The sequence below is a fragment of the Paraburkholderia sp. genome, assembly GCF_035501035.1.
GTDB lineage: Bacteria > Pseudomonadota > Gammaproteobacteria > Burkholderiales > Burkholderiaceae > Paraburkholderia.
This window is the reverse complement of sequence record NZ_DATJWR010000196.1, coordinates 1-13579: the sequence shown is the minus strand read 5'-3', so window position 1 is coordinate 13579 and position 13579 is coordinate 1. Positions and strand designations below refer to the sequence as shown.

Below are 13579 nucleotides of genomic sequence, written 5' to 3'. Positions count from 1 at the left end.
CGTTTTTGACCTTCGGTGAATCCCTGGTGGCGGTTTGTGAGTTCCCGTGCGACAAAATAGCCAAATTGCGGGTTTTCCCTTAAATAGTTGTTGCGTCGCGTCAGGCGGCTGTGTATAGTGGTCCCTGTCTCCTCCATGTCTCCTCCTGATATGGATTAAGCCCGCTCACAGCAGCGGGCTTTTTTTCGTCCAGCGTCTTGTGCTTGCCCTGCATTAACCGCATGCGACGCTTCTTGCACCCATTTTCCGCCGCTTCCCACTGTTTTGCCGTCCTCATCCGATGCAGAGCGCATGTTCTGGCATCGGCGCTGCGGCCGCCGCTAGCCGCCATCCGTCCGGAGGTTCAAGATGGAGGGCCGTGCATGCCCTGGAGGACGCCATGCGGATCCAGATTCGCGAGATCGATCACGTCGTAATCCGGGCAGCCGATCCGGGCAGGATGATGCGTTTCTACTGCGACGTGCTCGGCTGCGAGCCAGAGCGCGAACAGCGCGACCTCGGGCTCGTGCAATTGCGCGCGGGGCGCTCGCTCATCGACCTGGTGACGATAGGCGGCCCGCTGGATCGCGGCGCTGGCGCACCACCCGCCGGCGCGAGCGGCAACATGGACCACCTCTGCCTGCGCGTCGAGCCGTTCGACGCCGAAGCGCTCAAAACGCACCTGACGCAACATGGCGCGCATCCCGGCGATGCCGTCGAGCGCTATGGAGCGGAGGGCCTGGGGCCATCGCTGTATCTATTCGACCCCGAAGGCAACATGGTGGAACTGAAGGGGCCGCCGCGTACGTGAATCGCGTGAATTGCCACGGCGCGCGCTACGCGCTCAGACGTTTTCGGGCGCCTTGAATACGCTCCATTCGACCGCGACCGGCTCGGCGCTCGCATTGCCGATCCACGCCGCGCGGTCCTGAACCGTGCACTGCAGACGCATGGTGCGCTCGGCCAGCGCGCCGAGCGCTGCCGCCACGCCCTCGCCCAGCGACCATACCGTGACGTTGCGCAGACGCTCGACCTTGTTGCGCACGCCTTGCCACCAGATGTCGGAAGTGCGCCCGCCGTAGGCGATCACGATGACTTCGCCGGCGCGACCGCTTGCCTTCGCGATGCGGCGCTCGTCGGGCTGGCCGACCTCGATCCACGTTTCGATCGCGCCCGTATAGTCCTTGCACCAGAGGTCGGGTTCGTCGGTGTCGGAGAGCCCCTTGCAGAATTCGAGGCGCTCACCGGCGAACAACGCGAACGCGGCGATGCGGACCATCATGCGGTCGTCGGTTTCGGACGGATGGCGCGCGATCGTGAGCGCATGGTCGGCGTAGTAGTGCCGGTCCATGTCCGCGATCTGCAGTTCTGCCTTGTAGATGGTCGATTTCAGTGCCATGCCGAATTCCGGACGCGCAAAAGCCGCACATGATAGCGAAGTTTGGAGCAAGCCACGTGCCAGCGGCACGAGCGAGCGCGCTGCGCCCGCGGCAATGCTACGCGCGGCGCAATGCGGATGGTCTGACGCGAAAATGACGGGGGTTTGACAGCGGCGCGCGGCGAATCACCGCCACGTGTGGCCGGCAATGCAGGCGCCCAACGCGCGAGCGTCGGGCGATGTTGCGAGGGGCGTATCGGCGCTTGCGGGCACGCACGCAGGCCGCGCGTGCGCAGGTGCCCTTCGGCGAATGCGGTGGCGCGTTACTGCTTGATGAAGCGGTCGGTGGTCCAGAGGCCCTGCTCGTCGGTGTTGGCCGCGTTGACGAATTCGACGTCGTGACCCACCACCTGCACCACGCGGAACGACTGGTTGTCCGGTGTGGAGAGGCACTGGAATCCGGTGAAATATTCCTGCATCTGCTGGCGCTCGCCGGCCTGCTCGTGCAGCGCGACCGCGTCGAGCTTGTCCTTCGAAAGACAGCCGTACGAGCCGGGCTTGAACTGCACCGTCTGCTGCGGCTTGACGGCCACCTCCTGAGCTTGCACGGCAGCGGCGCAAACGAGGCTCGCCGCCAGGACGACCATACCGGATAGCATTTTCATGTTTTGCCTCCTGCGGGTTTTTACTCAGGTTAGCTATGTATTTAACTCTCACGCCGAACCCGCGTTTTTAAAAATAGAAAAGCGCTCAAAGACTGCAAGCTCGGCTTGTGTGCAAACGCAGCAGCGACGGATTGTCGCGGTCTGGCGTCGAGTGCCATAACGCCGCGAGGGCTGGCGCGCAGGGGCATTGAGGAGCAGTCCGAAGCATTGATTACAAAGCCAGCTGCCTTATCCAACAAGGCGTCACTGGTTATAGCCGGAATACGACAATAGAACTTGCGATGATTTAAACGGTTTAATAGATGCCCGATTGACGATTGACGCGCCGCACCTAAAGTCGCATACCCCCAAATTGAAAAACGCGCCGCCAATGTACTGTCCGCAGAATAAAAACGATGCCAGCTTCACTTCCGATTGCCGGGGAACAGGCATCAGGAAGCCCTTGCGCACCATCTGGCTTCGTGGATAAATCGGGCTTCCTTCTGGAGGAACCCCATGACTCTCGCTCACTGGCTGCCGTTCGCGATTGCGTCGGCGATCCTTCTTGCGATTCCCGGCCCCACCGTGCTGCTCGTCGTCTCGTATGCGCTAGGCCACGGCCGCCGCTACGCGCTCGCGACCACTGCCGGCGTCGCGCTCGGCGACTTCACGGCGATGACCGCTTCCATGCTCGGCCTCGGCGTGATCCTCGCGGCCTCCGCCACGCTGTTCTCTGCGCTCAAATGGGTCGGCGCGCTCTATCTGATCTATCTCGGCGTGAAGCTCTGGCGCGCGCCCGTTGGCGACGGCGAAGCCCCGGACACTTCCGAGACGCGCACCGGCCGCATCTTTGCGCATGCTTATGCGGTCACCGCGCTCAACCCGAAGAGCATCATTTTCTTCGTCGCCTTCGTGCCGCAGTTCATCGATCCCCACATGGCCGTCGTGCCGCAGATCATCGTGTTCGAGGCCACCTTCCTCGTGCTCGCGACGCTAAACGCGTTCGGCTATGCGATGCTCGCAGCCGCCGCACGCAAGGCCGTGCGCAGCCCCCGCGTGCAACGCGTCGTCAATCGCACCGGCGGCACGCTGCTGATTGGCGCCGGGCTCCTTGCCGCCGCGTGGAGGAAGTCGGCGGCATAAGCTGCCTCGGCACGGGCGGTCGTACGGCGAGCGCGCGCTGCTGTTTGCGCGGTGCTATCCAGCCCTCCCGGCGTTTTCCCCTGGGTTTCCACGGCTTGTCCCACTCTGCACCCGCAGTTATTCAGGGGGTTATCCAGATCGCGCGCCCTTCCTTGAACGCTGTCTGCCGGACCTTCGCCGATGCCCTGCGAGCCCGGCCGCGCCGCCGGGCACGCGCCCTGCTTCATTGAGGTTGTGATGGTTGCCGAACATTTTTTTTGCGCTTCGATGTACACCCGATGTGCAAAATGTCGCGTCGCGGCTACAATGCAACTGCAAATCGCTTGACAGCCAGGAGGTTATCGTGATCGAACACGTAATACTGGGCGCGTTTCTGGTCATCCCCCTCGTTATTGTCGTCTTCCTGTTTTCCGACGAAATCCTTGAGGAGCACCGACAGCGTGTGCAAGCGGGAGACGGACATCATATGGACTGGCGTCATCCGCTTCGCAGCATCCTGCATCACTGAGCGGGAGCGCACGACGCGCGGATGAACGCGCCGAATTGCATCGGAGGCGCTCGTGGATCCCGAGTTCTCCTGGATGACGTACTTCGTCTCGTTGTTCGTGCTGGTCGTGCTATCCATCGCACTCAGCCTTCTTTCTCCGCCTGGCGGGCGGCGTGACAGCACGCCGCGCGACCCGGAAGCCGATACCCACAAGGGTGAACACGCACGCTGACGGGAATTCCTCCCGGCCATGTGCACACTCGCGCCCCCCGTAATTCGTCGTTACCACTTGCAGCACCTGTATCCATCGATCGGGCCGACAATCGCTCGCATGTTTTCAAAGGTTCTCAGGGAGAACAACATGCGAAAGATGGCGGCCGTTTTGGTGCTGGCGGGTTGTGCGGTCGCGGCCGGTCCCGCGAGCGCGCACGATCACGGCGGTGACGTGGTGGGAGCACTGGTTGGCGGCGCGCTGATTGGCGCCGCGGTAGGCGCCGTTTTGAACAGCGCCCCGGCCGTGGCGTATCCGGCGCAGCCGGCCTATGTGCAGGCCGCGCCGGTGTATGCGCAGCCGGCTCCGGTGTATGCGGCCACCCCGCCCGGAGCGACCTGCTACGACCAGTACGGCCGCTACGTGGCGTGCGCCCCGGCGCAGCCTGCACCACCTCCGCCGCCGCAATACGACGACGGCTACGCCCAGCCAGGCTATGGACAACAGCCGGTTTACGCCCAGCCGGGCGGCGGCTGGTAACGCATGCAATGGCGCGCCGACGCTGCTTCGCCGGCGCGCGGGCGCATCGTTCGCCTAGCCCGTTTGCTCGACGGGCGTCACCCGCAGATTGAGTCTCTGCGTCAAGCGGATCACACCGATTTCCACGGCCTGATCAATGCGCGAAGCGTCGAGCAAGCGCTGCAGCGCATCGACGCCGTCCACCGGCACGCCGTCGATCGTGACGATCGTGTCGTCCACGCGCAGGCCGCCGAGCGCCGCGGGGCTACCCTTGACGATCTCCATCGCCCGTACGCCGCTCGTCGCGCTGAGCTCGAAGTAGCGCTGCATTTTGCGCGAGATCGGCACCGTAGTGCCGGCAATGCCGATGTAGGCCCGCCGCACGCGGCCGTGCGCGAAGAGTTGCGTGATGACCCATTTCGCCGTGTCGATGGCCGTCGCAAAACAAATCGCCTGCGCGCCCGGAATGATGGCCGTGTTTACGCCGATTACCTGTCCGGCCGAATTGACGAGCGGCCCGCCCGAGTTGCCCGGATTGAGCGCGGCGTCGGTCTGGATCACGTCGTAGATCATGCGTCCGGACTCCGAACGCAGCGAACGGCCGAGCGCTGACACGACGCCCGTCGTCACGGTTTGCGCGAGCCCGAGCGGGCTGCCCACTGCGATGGCGATCTGCCCGACGCGCAGGCCTGCCGAATCGCCGAGCTGCGCATGCGGCAGCGCCTCGGGCGCGCCAATGCGCAGCACGGCAAGATCCGTGCTGGGATCGTCGCCGACGAGGTCGGCCGTGTATGTCGAGCCCTCGGCGAGCGTGACACGCAGCTTGCTCGCGCCGTGCACGACGTGACTGTTCGTCAGCAAATAGCCGTCGGGCGTGAACAGGAAGCCCGAGCCGCTGCCACCGCGCGCGCTGGCCTGCCCGGCCGCGCGGCGCTCCACGGCAATGTAGGCCACGGCCGGTTGCACGCGCTCGAGCGCGCCGATCACCGTGCGCGAATAGGCGTCGAGTAGCACGTCGTCGTCGATGCCCGGACGCTGGCTCGCGCCGTCCGCCGGGACGCCGCGAGCCAGATCGTCAATGAAGGAAGGTCGTCTGCCCACGATCCGAATCTCCGGAAAAAGTGGGCTGTACATGCAGGGGGCGCGGGACGTTTTCAAGAGCACGCGCCGGAGCCGCAGCAAACGTCAACGATTGTCAAATTGAGGCGGCAGGCGTTGCTGCGCCTGGGCGATGCCACCAGAATGGAGTCGCGACGACCCTCGCGTCGCGTAGGAAGCCTTAATGGCTAGCTCTCTTGACCGCGGCCCCTGCCGCGGTCTTTTTTCGCCTGTTCGCTCACTCGCCCGATCGGATGGCCACCCGAAAAGAAAGAAGCCCGCTTGCGCGGGCTAATCCATGCTCGGGTGACATGGCGAGGTTAGAAGGAGAGATCCGCAGCGCCGGATGCGACTTGCGGATCGAGCTGAACCCGTGAATCAGGCCGCCAAAGCCTCGATAGCGTCGGCGCCAATGGTCGCTTGAATCGCTTCGAGCTCGACCATGAGTGCATCGATTGTCCTGAACTGAACCTGCGTGAGCTGCGGGAGGTCGAGTAGCGCAGAAAGGCGCTCGTACCAGTAATCGATTGAGAAGACCGCTGGCGGAGTGCCGGCGGACAATGAGGGTGCCATCGCACGCGTGATATGCGCGATCTGTTCGTCGATCAATTTCATGGTTGCCCCCGTGTGCTCGTCTTGTCCAAACGTTTTCACCACTTTAGTGATGTGGCGGAGCGTGTACAGCTATCACATCGGATAGGGCGAGCATGGGACCCGGATGGGGCGGCACGGCAACCTTTCGACCGGCTTGTTTCGGTCCGCTTAACGCCGCCAACCGTAATAACCGCCACCCACGCCAATAGACACCGCTGGAGCGGCATAGTAGCCCGGCGCGTAGCCGTAGGCAGGCGCTGGAGCGTAGGCGTACGGGGGCGCCACGACGCAACCCGTGAGGCCGGCCGACAAGCAAACCAGAGCAATCGCGCAGAACAGTGTTTTCATCGTCGTTCTCCTATGCCTTTGATTATCTGCGAGCTGCGCGGCGCAAAAGGTTTGGAATCGCAACGATGTGTGTCAGCACATTACAGCGGCAGGCGCTGGCCGCTGCGATGCGCAGGGCAAAGGATGCCCGTGGCAATGAACGACAACGGCTGGGCCGCATTTATCGAATGCATCGGTTCGCGGAAGTCGAAATGAATTGCACTACGAACTAACTGGCGGTGCAGTTAGCTCGTAGTGTGCAGATATGCTTGTGAATATGTGTTGCTTTTGCGTGCGTTGCCACAGGCGTGGCGATCGCCCGAAAAAGCGCCCGGGCCGGAAGGCCCGAGCGAAGCCGTCGGGTCAGCAACGGCGGAGGTATTCATTCAGGTATGCGAATCATTTGCGCAAGGGGCCGCCGAGCGTGCCTGCGAACTAGCCGTGTTACGGATGGTTATACATCGCGTTCCAGTCGGCCTTCGTCACGGCCGGGCGGCCGGCTTCCGAGGTGCCTGCCGACACGCCGCCATAACCGCTCGCCGCACCGTTGGCGGCCGAGACCTTCGCTTCGGCCGCGAGCAGATCGTCGGGGTAGTGCGGATCCGCCCCTGCGGCCGGACGCCAGCCGGCCTTCTCGAGCTGCACGAGCTCGGCGCGCACCTGGGCACGGGTGACAGGCGCATTCGATTGCGCGAACGATACCATCGGCACGACGAGTGCAACGGCAACGGCTACGGTCTGGATCAGGGACTTCATGCTAACTACCTCCTTTGGTTTTTGATTCGGTGCGACAGCGTGTCTGCATCCGATGAACCACAGTGTAGGAGGATCGATGTTCAGGGTTAACCCTCTGAAATAGGAAGCATTGTTCCTGGGGGTGGAAGAGTGGGGTGGTGGCTTCTGGCAGCGGCTCACTTTCCGATACAAAACCGGCTAAAGATCACACCCAGCAAATCGTCGGAGGTGAATTCCCCGGTGATCGAATTGAGCGCCTCCTGCGCAAGCCGCAGCTCTTCGGCGAACAGATCGAGCAACTGCGCGTTCTGGTCTGCGTGCGCCGCCGCTTGCTCGAGATGCTCGCGCGCCGTGCGCAGCGCAATCAGATGCCGCTCGCGCGCAAGGTAGACGCTCTGCGCGTCCGCCTGCCAACCCGCGATGCGCAGAAGCTCGGCGCGCAGCAACGCTACGCCGTCGCCCTGTTTTGCCGAAAGCCGCAGCTCGCAGATCTCGCTGCCGTCTGCGGCCTGGCGCTTCGCAACTTCGGGTCCTACGCCGGTCAGATCCGTCTTGTTGAGTACGCGCACGACCGGCACGCCCGCCGGGAAGCGTGCAGCGATCGCTTCGTCTTCGGCGGTCATGCCCACGCGTGCATCGAGCAGATGCAGCACCACGTCTGCGCGGCCGATCTCGTTCCACGTGCGCTCGATGCCGATCTTCTCGACTTCGTCTTCCGTGTCGCGCAAGCCCGCCGTGTCGATCACATGTAGCGGAATGCCTTCGATCTGGATCGTCTGCGAAATCTTGTCGCGCGTCGTGCCGGCCACGGGCGTCACGATCGCGAGCTCTGCGCCGGCGAGCGCATTCAACAGCGACGATTTGCCCACGTTGGGCTGTCCCGCGAGCACGACCGCGAGCCCCTCGCGCAGCAGCGCGCCCTGGCGCGCCTCGGAGAGCACATGCTCGAGCTGCTCGCGAATGCGCGCGAGCTTGCCGCGCGCGTCGGCGGCTTCGAGAAAGTCGATCTCTTCTTCGGGAAAGTCGAGCGTCGCCTCTACGAGCATGCGCAGCGTCACGACGTCGTCCACGAGCGCGTGGATGTCGCGCGAAAAGGCGCCGTCGAGCGAGCGGCCAGCCGAACGTGCCGCGGCTTCGGTGCTCGCCTCGATCAGGTCGGCCACGGCCTCGGCCTGGGCCAGATCGAGCTTGTCGTTGAGGAACGCGCGCCGCGTGAATTCGCCGGGTTCGGCGAGGCGCAGTCCAAACTCGCGGCCCGCCTCGATGCAGCGTTGCAGCACGAGCTGCAACACGATCGGGCCGCCGTGGCCCTGCAGTTCGAGCACGTGCTCGCCGGTGTACGAATGCGGCGCCGGGAAGGACAGCGCGATGCCCCGGTCGAGCACGGTTCCGGCGCCGTCGAGGAAGGGCACGTAGCTCGCGTGGCGCGCAAGCAGCTCCTGGCCGGTGAGGGCCTGCATCAGCGCTTGCGTTGCCGCCGCACCAGCACGGCCAGCCGACACGCGCACGACGCCAATCCCGCCGCGCCCAGGCGCAGTGGCAATGGCGACAATGGGATCGGAATCGGTGGCGAGCATGGCGGAAGTGGACCGTGGAACAGGGCTGGAATTGGGGTTGGAGGCCACCGCAAAAGCGGCAGCGAAACGCGTGGCATTGTAACGCGGCGGCCACATCATTCCCCGGCCGGGAACCACGCTAAGAGTAGTCGCAAATTATCTCGAATTAGCTAAGATTGATCTTATTCGAATCTGTCAGATTCGTGCAAAAGCGGCGGCGAACCTCTGCCACGAGTCTGTCCAGAAACGAATTTACGGGAATATCAATCGAAGTCATATGACGTTCATTGCCAGGCGATTTATCACTTTCATACGATAAATATAGCCTAACTGGTTGTCTTCTTCGTCGATTTAGGGCTGCACAATCTGGGCCATGCCGACACCCGAAGAAAAAACCGCCTTTGCCGAACGCCTGAAGTTCGCAATGAAGCGCGCACCCGAAAAATTGCGTGGCAGCACCGATCTGGCCAACCGGTTCAACCTCCGCCATCACGGCGAGCATCCGGTTTCGCCCCAAACCGCACATAAGTGGCTGAGCGGCCGCACCATTCCCACGCACGACAAACTGGAAACGTTGGCGAAATGGTTCGACGTCGACGTCCACTGGCTGCATTACGGACCGCCGGGCAATGTCGCCTCGACCGTGCCGAAGCCACGCAGGCCGGACGACAAATATCCGCTCTCCGAGGAAACGCTCGAACTGGCCTCGAAGATCGAGTCGCTCAGCTCGCATCACCGCTATCTCTTGCAGGAACTGGTCGCTCAATTCTACGGCGACGCGGACAAGCACTGACGCGCGTGCGCGAAGGCCACGCTTTGTGCTGTCAAGCCGTCAAGAAGAAGGCGCTCCAACAAAGCAAAAAGCCGCCCGGTGCAAACCGGACGGCTTTTTTTCGAGCCTCATGAGGCGGCGTTACCGCCGCCCGTGCGCTCAGGCTTCCTGCTTTTTCTTGCCTTTGCCCATCATGCGCGTGATGTAGTACTGCTGCGCGATCGAGAGCACGTTGTTCACGACGTAGTACAGCACGAGACCCGCCGGGAAGAAGAAGAACATGACCGAGAACGCGATCGGCATGAACATCATCATCTTGGCTTGCACGGGGTCCGGCGGCGTCGGGTTCAGCTTCGTCTGCACGAACATCGAAACGGCCATCAGCACCGGCAGGATGAAGAACGGATCCTGCTGCGAAAGGTCGTGAATCCACAGAATCCACGGCGCGCCGCGCATTTCCACCGAAGAGAGCAGCACCCAGTACAGCGAGATGAACACCGGAATCTGGATCACCACCGGCAGACAGCCGCCGAACGGGTTCACCTTCTCCGTCTTGTAGAGTTCCATGAGCGCCGCGTTCATCTTCTGCGGGTCGCTCTTGAAGCGCTCGCGCAGCGCCTGCATGCGCGGCGTGATCTCCTTCATGCGCGCCATCGACTTGTAGCTGGCGGCGGAGAGCGGGAAGAACACGGCCTTGATCAAGAGCGTGAGCAGCACGATCGACCAGCCCCAGTTGCCAACGTAGCTGTGGATCTTCTCGAGCAGCCAGAAGAGCGGCTTGGCAATGATCGTCACCCAGCCGTAGTCCTTTACGAGCTCCAGACCCGGCGCGATGCCTTCGAGCATGCGCTCTTCTTCAGGACCGGCGAACAGACGCGCCTGCACGTTTTCCGTCGCGCCCGGCGCGATCGTGCCAAGCGGCTGCTTCACGCCCACGCGGTAGAGCGAGTCGTCGAACTTCTCGACGTAGATGTTGCGCTTGAGGCCTTGCTGCGGGATCCACGCGGTCGCGAAGTAGTGCTGCACCATCGCGATCCAGCCGTTGTCGGCCTGGCTCACGAAGTCGGCCTTGTTCTTGTCGATATCGCTGAACGCGATCTTCTGGAAGTGATGCTCGTTCGAGTACACCGCCGGGCCGATGAACGTGTGCGAGAAGCGCGGCGTTTCGACCGGCTGGCTGTCGCGCACGAGCTCCATGTAGAGCGTGGGCGAAACCGGCGCGCCGCCGACGTTCTGCACCTTCCAGTCAACGCCGATCACATAGCTGCCGCGCGTGAACGTGTAGGTCTTCGTGACCTTCACGCCACCCTTTTCGGGCGACTGCAGGCTGATCTGGAAGGAATTGGCGTCGCCGGTCAGCTCGCGCGGGCCTTCGAGCGCCGTGAACACGTCGTTGTGGTTCGGGAAGTCGCCGCCGAGCAGGCCCGTGCGCGCAAGGTACGTGTGGTCCTTCGTGTGGTCGAAGAGCGTGATGTACTGCTCGGGACCCTTGCCGTCGGCGCTTTCCTTCACGAGCGCAAGCTTCACGAGCGTGCCGCCGCGCGTGTCGATCACACCGTCGTAGACGTCGGTGCGAAAGTGCACGAGCTGGGCGACGGCTTCGGCCGGCTGGGCCGTGTTCGTCGGCGCCTGGCCCGCGGTGGTGGCCGGCAGGTCTGCCGCGCCGTTCGCGGCGCTAGCTGGCGCGGCGCCGCCGGCCGTTTGCGTCTGCGTCGCGCTCGGGAAGAACATCGACTGGCGTCCATGGTCGCGCTGCCAGTTGTCGTACAGCATGACAGCTGACATGAAGAAGATGACCCATAGGACGGTGCGTTTGATATCCATGCGTTGTCTCAGTGTCGATGGAATGGCGCGTCAGCGCTTTTTCGGAGGTGCAGGCGGGACCAGGTCGACGCCGCCCGCCGAAAACGGATGGCAGCGGCAAAGTCGCCGCGCGGCGAGGTAAGTCCCGCGCGCGGCGCCATGATACTGGATTGCCTCGCGCGCGTAATCCGAACAGGAAGGATAAAAACGGCACCGGTTGCCGAGAAGGGGACTCACGGCAAGCTTGTAGAAACGCAGCAGTGCGATCAGTACCGTTTGCATGGCGTTGCGGCCAGATTGCTCCGCGCTCGATGACGAACCACGTGCCGCTCGCGCGGCGCATACGTGGGATATGCCGGACCCGCGTGCCCCGCTCATGACGAGCGCGACGTGCCCGTCTGGGACGTGCCCTGGTCCGGCGGCGAATCTTTACCGGCCTGGTCACGCGCCGGTTGTGCAGCGGATGCCGGCGCTGGCGTCGCGCAAGGCGTGCGCTCCGATGTCGCAGACGAGGCGCCGCGCCGCGTGACTTCACGCGCGGCCTTTTCGAGCAGCGTCTCGATCTCGCCGCGGCACAACGCCTTGAGCCCCGGCGACGACGCGCCCGGCAGCGCTTTGCGGTCGAACTTCGTGTGCAGACGCAGCAGCAGGTCGAAGCCCTCGAACTGCGCGCGGCGCACGCGAAACGCCTCGCGCGCGATACGGCGCACCAGATTGCGCGTGACCGCGCGCGGCGCGAACTTCTTGCCGATCACGAGCCCGAGGCGCGCCGCGTTGCCGGTGGGCCGGCCGTACACCACGAAGTGTTCGGTGCGGCGCCAGGGGCGCAAACGAAAAACGGATGAGAACTCATCCGTTTTCAGTAGCCTTGCGGCTTTCGGAAAAGCGGCTTGCGTTCGCAACGGCATGACGTCCCGATCGTTCATCCGGTTCGCCCTTTGCGCCTTGTCCGCGACCGGACCGCTACCCGTGATTTCGCTGATAGCGATGCTACCCGGCTTAGACGGCGAGGCGCTTGCGACCCTTCGCACGGCGTGCGTTGATCACTTTGCGGCCACCAGCGGTCTTCATGCGCACGCGGAAACCGTGGGTACGCTTGCGACGGGTAACGGAGGGTTGGAAAGTACGTTTCATGTTGCTCTCACTTGTTGAGTTTTGACCGCGGCGAGCATCGCGGAAAAAAGCAATGGCCGGTGGTACTAGGGATTGGTTTTCGCGGAACCCGCTATTTAAGCCGGTTTTTTGTTAGCCGTCAATAGTTTAGCCGATCGAACCGCGAGCGGCGGGCCCGCGAAGGCCGCGTTGCAGGCGGAGCGGACCGAACGGCCGTGCGTTGATCCGTCCCTGTGGATAACTTCCTGGTGAGGGGATTTCGGCGTTAGAATCTCGGCTATCCCAAGAATCCTGCATGCCGCTCCGGCCCGCCTGCTTGCCGCAAAACCCTTGCCGCGCGGGCTTCCGGAGCAATTGCCGTCGCCTCGTCAGGGCCTCGTTGCGTTCGTGCGACAAGAGCGGAGCCACGGCAATGCATGCAAACAAAACGACCACAGCAACTCGATGAATGAATTCTGGCAACACTGTTCCGCACTACTGGAGCGCGAGCTGACGCCCCAGCAGTACGTGACGTGGATTAAACCGTTGGCCCCGGTTGCCTTCGATGCTGCGGCGAACACGCTGCAGATAGCCGCTCCCAACCGTTTCAAGCTCGACTGGGTCAAGAGCCAGTTTTCGGGCCGGATCACCGATCTGGCGCGCGACTTCTGGCAGACCCCCGTCGACGTGCAGTTCGTCCTCGACCCGAAGGCGGGCATGCGCGCGCCTGTCGCCGCTGCGCCGCGCGCGCCGCTGGCTGCGGCGCCTGCCCCCGCTGCCACCTTGGCGCCTCAACCGGCCGCCATGACCGGCGGCACGGGTCTCGCCGGCATGGTGCACGCCGCCTCGGCGGCCGCCGCTGGCGCCGCTGCGCATGCGACGGCGGAAGACGCCGCCGATCTCGACCTGCCGAGCCTCGACGCCAACGAAGCCGCCGCCGGCCGCCGCACGTGGCGCCCGGGCCAGGGCGCGGCTGCTGCCGCGTCGGCGAACGAGGCCGACCCGACCTACGAGCGCTCGAAGCTGAACCCGGTGCTCACGTTCGACAATTTCGTGACCGGCAAGGCGAACCAGCTCGCGCGGGCCGCCGCCATCCAGGTCGCCGACAATCCCGGCATCTCGTACAACCCGCTGTTCCTCTACGGTGGCGTGGGCCTCGGCAAGACCCACCTGATCCACGCGATCGGCAACCAGCTCCTCTTGGACAAGCCGGGCGCGCGCATCCGCTACATCCACGCGGA

Annotated in this window: 18 protein-coding genes; 6 read left to right on the top strand and 12 right to left on the bottom strand. The window is 63.8% G+C overall.

The features are described from left to right. The first annotated feature begins 379 nt into the window (after nt 1-379). Nucleotides 380-790: a VOC family protein gene (locus VMJ11_RS14010; protein ID WP_325619992.1), complete on the top strand. Its 411-nt coding sequence runs from the start codon at nt 380-382 to the stop codon at nt 788-790. A gap of 33 nt (nt 791-823) precedes the next feature. On the opposite strand, the gene VMJ11_RS14005 is transcribed toward VMJ11_RS14010, so the two are convergent. Continuing rightward, nucleotides 824-1378 (bottom strand): YaeQ family protein, encoded by a 555-nt coding sequence (locus VMJ11_RS14005; RefSeq protein ID WP_325619991.1) that lies wholly within the window; start codon nt 1376-1378, stop codon nt 824-826. Nucleotides 1379-1680: 302 nt separating this feature from the next. Beyond that, nucleotides 1681-2022: a surface attachment protein Sap1 gene (sap1, locus tag VMJ11_RS14000; RefSeq protein ID WP_325619990.1), complete on the bottom strand. Its 342-nt coding sequence runs from the start codon at nt 2020-2022 to the stop codon at nt 1681-1683. Between the two features lie 495 nt (nt 2023-2517). On the opposite strand from sap1, the gene VMJ11_RS13995 reads away from it, so the two are divergent. Further along, nucleotides 2518-3144 carry a LysE family translocator gene (locus tag VMJ11_RS13995; protein WP_325619989.1) on the top strand — a complete coding sequence of 209 codons (627 nt, stop codon included), beginning with the start codon at nt 2518-2520 and terminating at the stop codon, nt 3142-3144. Between the two features lie 301 nt (nt 3145-3445). Here the strand turns inward: VMJ11_RS13995 and VMJ11_RS13990 are convergent, their stop codons facing one another. Next, nucleotides 3446-3769, bottom strand: coding sequence for a hypothetical protein (locus VMJ11_RS13990; protein ID WP_325619994.1), 324 nt, complete (start codon nt 3767-3769; stop codon nt 3446-3448). On the opposite strand from VMJ11_RS13990, the gene VMJ11_RS13985 reads away from it, so the two are divergent. Both VMJ11_RS13985 and VMJ11_RS13980 read left to right on the top strand, forming a co-directional pair. Beyond that, entirely contained in the window at nt 3705-3863 is a 159-nt protein-coding gene (locus VMJ11_RS13985) for a hypothetical protein (protein ID WP_325619988.1), read from the top strand. The two genes, VMJ11_RS13990 and VMJ11_RS13985, sit on opposite strands and share 65 nt — an antisense overlap. Before the next feature lie 129 nt (nt 3864-3992). Further along, nucleotides 3993-4382, top strand: coding sequence for an ecotin precursor (locus VMJ11_RS13980; RefSeq protein ID WP_325619987.1), 390 nt, complete (start codon nt 3993-3995; stop codon nt 4380-4382). Between the two features lie 54 nt (nt 4383-4436). Here the strand turns inward: VMJ11_RS13980 and VMJ11_RS13975 are convergent, their stop codons facing one another. The 5 genes from VMJ11_RS13975 to mnmE all read right to left on the bottom strand — a co-directional run bounded on the left by VMJ11_RS13975 (nt 4437) and on the right by mnmE (nt 8692). Continuing rightward, nucleotides 4437-5462: a S1C family serine protease gene (locus VMJ11_RS13975; RefSeq protein ID WP_325619986.1), complete on the bottom strand. Its 1026-nt coding sequence runs from the start codon at nt 5460-5462 to the stop codon at nt 4437-4439. 375 nt (nt 5463-5837) lie between these two features. After that, nucleotides 5838-6074 carry a hypothetical protein gene (locus VMJ11_RS13970; RefSeq protein ID WP_325619985.1) on the bottom strand — a complete coding sequence of 79 codons (237 nt, stop codon included), beginning with the start codon at nt 6072-6074 and terminating at the stop codon, nt 5838-5840. A 147-nt stretch (nt 6075-6221) separates the two neighbouring features. After that, nucleotides 6222-6401 (bottom strand): hypothetical protein, encoded by a 180-nt coding sequence (locus tag VMJ11_RS13965; protein ID WP_325619984.1) that lies wholly within the window; start codon nt 6399-6401, stop codon nt 6222-6224. 423 nt (nt 6402-6824) lie between these two features. After that, on the bottom strand, nt 6825-7136 hold the full coding sequence (locus VMJ11_RS13960) for a DUF4148 domain-containing protein (protein WP_325619983.1): 312 nt from the start codon (nt 7134-7136) through the stop codon (nt 6825-6827). Nucleotides 7137-7291: 155 nt separating this feature from the next. Further along, nucleotides 7292-8692: a tRNA uridine-5-carboxymethylaminomethyl(34) synthesis GTPase MnmE gene (gene mnmE / locus VMJ11_RS13955; RefSeq protein WP_325619982.1), complete on the bottom strand. Its 1401-nt coding sequence runs from the start codon at nt 8690-8692 to the stop codon at nt 7292-7294. 352 nt (nt 8693-9044) lie between these two features. Here mnmE and VMJ11_RS13950 point away from each other — a divergent pair, with 352 nt between their 5' ends. Further along, nucleotides 9045-9464, top strand: coding sequence for a transcriptional regulator (locus VMJ11_RS13950; RefSeq protein ID WP_325619981.1), 420 nt, complete (start codon nt 9045-9047; stop codon nt 9462-9464). Nucleotides 9465-9602: 138 nt separating this feature from the next. Here the strand turns inward: VMJ11_RS13950 and yidC are convergent, their stop codons facing one another. The 4 genes from yidC to rpmH form a co-directional block, all read right to left on the bottom strand. Further along, the gene (gene yidC / locus VMJ11_RS13945; protein WP_325619980.1) at nt 9603-11267 is read right to left on the bottom strand and encodes a membrane protein insertase YidC; all 1665 of its coding nucleotides are present in this window, start codon (nt 11265-11267) and stop codon (nt 9603-9605) included. A gap of 30 nt (nt 11268-11297) precedes the next feature. Next, entirely contained in the window at nt 11298-11528 is a 231-nt protein-coding gene (gene yidD / locus VMJ11_RS13940; protein ID WP_238467717.1) for a membrane protein insertion efficiency factor YidD, read from the bottom strand. 92 nt (nt 11529-11620) lie between these two features. Further along, the gene (rnpA, locus tag VMJ11_RS13935) at nt 11621-12172 is read right to left on the bottom strand and encodes a ribonuclease P protein component (RefSeq protein WP_325619979.1); all 552 of its coding nucleotides are present in this window, start codon (nt 12170-12172) and stop codon (nt 11621-11623) included. 73 nt (nt 12173-12245) lie between these two features. Further along, complete coding sequence (gene rpmH / locus VMJ11_RS13930) at nt 12246-12380, bottom strand: 50S ribosomal protein L34 (protein ID WP_026120950.1); 135 nt, start codon at nt 12378-12380, stop codon at nt 12246-12248. Nucleotides 12381-12803: 423 nt separating this feature from the next. Here rpmH and VMJ11_RS13925 point away from each other — a divergent pair. Then, a partial coding sequence (locus VMJ11_RS13925) for a DnaA ATPase domain-containing protein (RefSeq protein WP_325619993.1) occupies nt 12804-13579 on the top strand: 776 nt, incomplete at its 3' end.

Excerpts from the sequence above, each read along its gene's own strand:
- VMJ11_RS14010 (WP_325619992.1), top strand. The coding sequence starts at position 380 with ATGCGGATCCAGATTCGCGAGATCGATCACGTCGTAATCCGGGCAGCC.
- VMJ11_RS14005 (WP_325619991.1), bottom strand. The coding sequence starts at position 1,378 with ATGGCACTGAAATCGACCATCTACAAGGCAGAACTGCAGATCGCGGAC.
- sap1 (WP_325619990.1), bottom strand. The coding sequence starts at position 2,022 with ATGAAAATGCTATCCGGTATGGTCGTCCTGGCGGCGAGCCTCGTTTGC.
- VMJ11_RS13995 (WP_325619989.1), top strand. The coding sequence starts at position 2,518 with ATGACTCTCGCTCACTGGCTGCCGTTCGCGATTGCGTCGGCGATCCTT.
- VMJ11_RS13990 (WP_325619994.1), bottom strand. The coding sequence starts at position 3,769 with ATGGATAGCACGACCAGCACGAACAACGAGACGAAGTACGTCATCCAG.
- VMJ11_RS13980 (WP_325619987.1), top strand. The coding sequence starts at position 3,993 with ATGCGAAAGATGGCGGCCGTTTTGGTGCTGGCGGGTTGTGCGGTCGCG.
- VMJ11_RS13970 (WP_325619985.1), bottom strand. The coding sequence starts at position 6,074 with ATGAAATTGATCGACGAACAGATCGCGCATATCACGCGTGCGATGGCA.
- VMJ11_RS13965 (WP_325619984.1), bottom strand. The coding sequence starts at position 6,401 with ATGAAAACACTGTTCTGCGCGATTGCTCTGGTTTGCTTGTCGGCCGGC.
- VMJ11_RS13960 (WP_325619983.1), bottom strand. The coding sequence starts at position 7,136 with ATGAAGTCCCTGATCCAGACCGTAGCCGTTGCCGTTGCACTCGTCGTG.
- mnmE (WP_325619982.1), bottom strand. The coding sequence starts at position 8,692 with ATGCTCGCCACCGATTCCGATCCCATTGTCGCCATTGCCACTGCGCCT.
- VMJ11_RS13950 (WP_325619981.1), top strand. The coding sequence starts at position 9,045 with ATGCCGACACCCGAAGAAAAAACCGCCTTTGCCGAACGCCTGAAGTTC.
- yidC (WP_325619980.1), bottom strand. The coding sequence starts at position 11,267 with ATGGATATCAAACGCACCGTCCTATGGGTCATCTTCTTCATGTCAGCT.
- yidD (WP_238467717.1), bottom strand. The coding sequence starts at position 11,528 with ATGCAAACGGTACTGATCGCACTGCTGCGTTTCTACAAGCTTGCCGTG.
- rnpA (WP_325619979.1), bottom strand. The coding sequence starts at position 12,172 with ATGAACGATCGGGACGTCATGCCGTTGCGAACGCAAGCCGCTTTTCCG.
- rpmH (WP_026120950.1), bottom strand. The coding sequence starts at position 12,380 with ATGAAACGTACTTTCCAACCCTCCGTTACCCGTCGCAAGCGTACCCAC.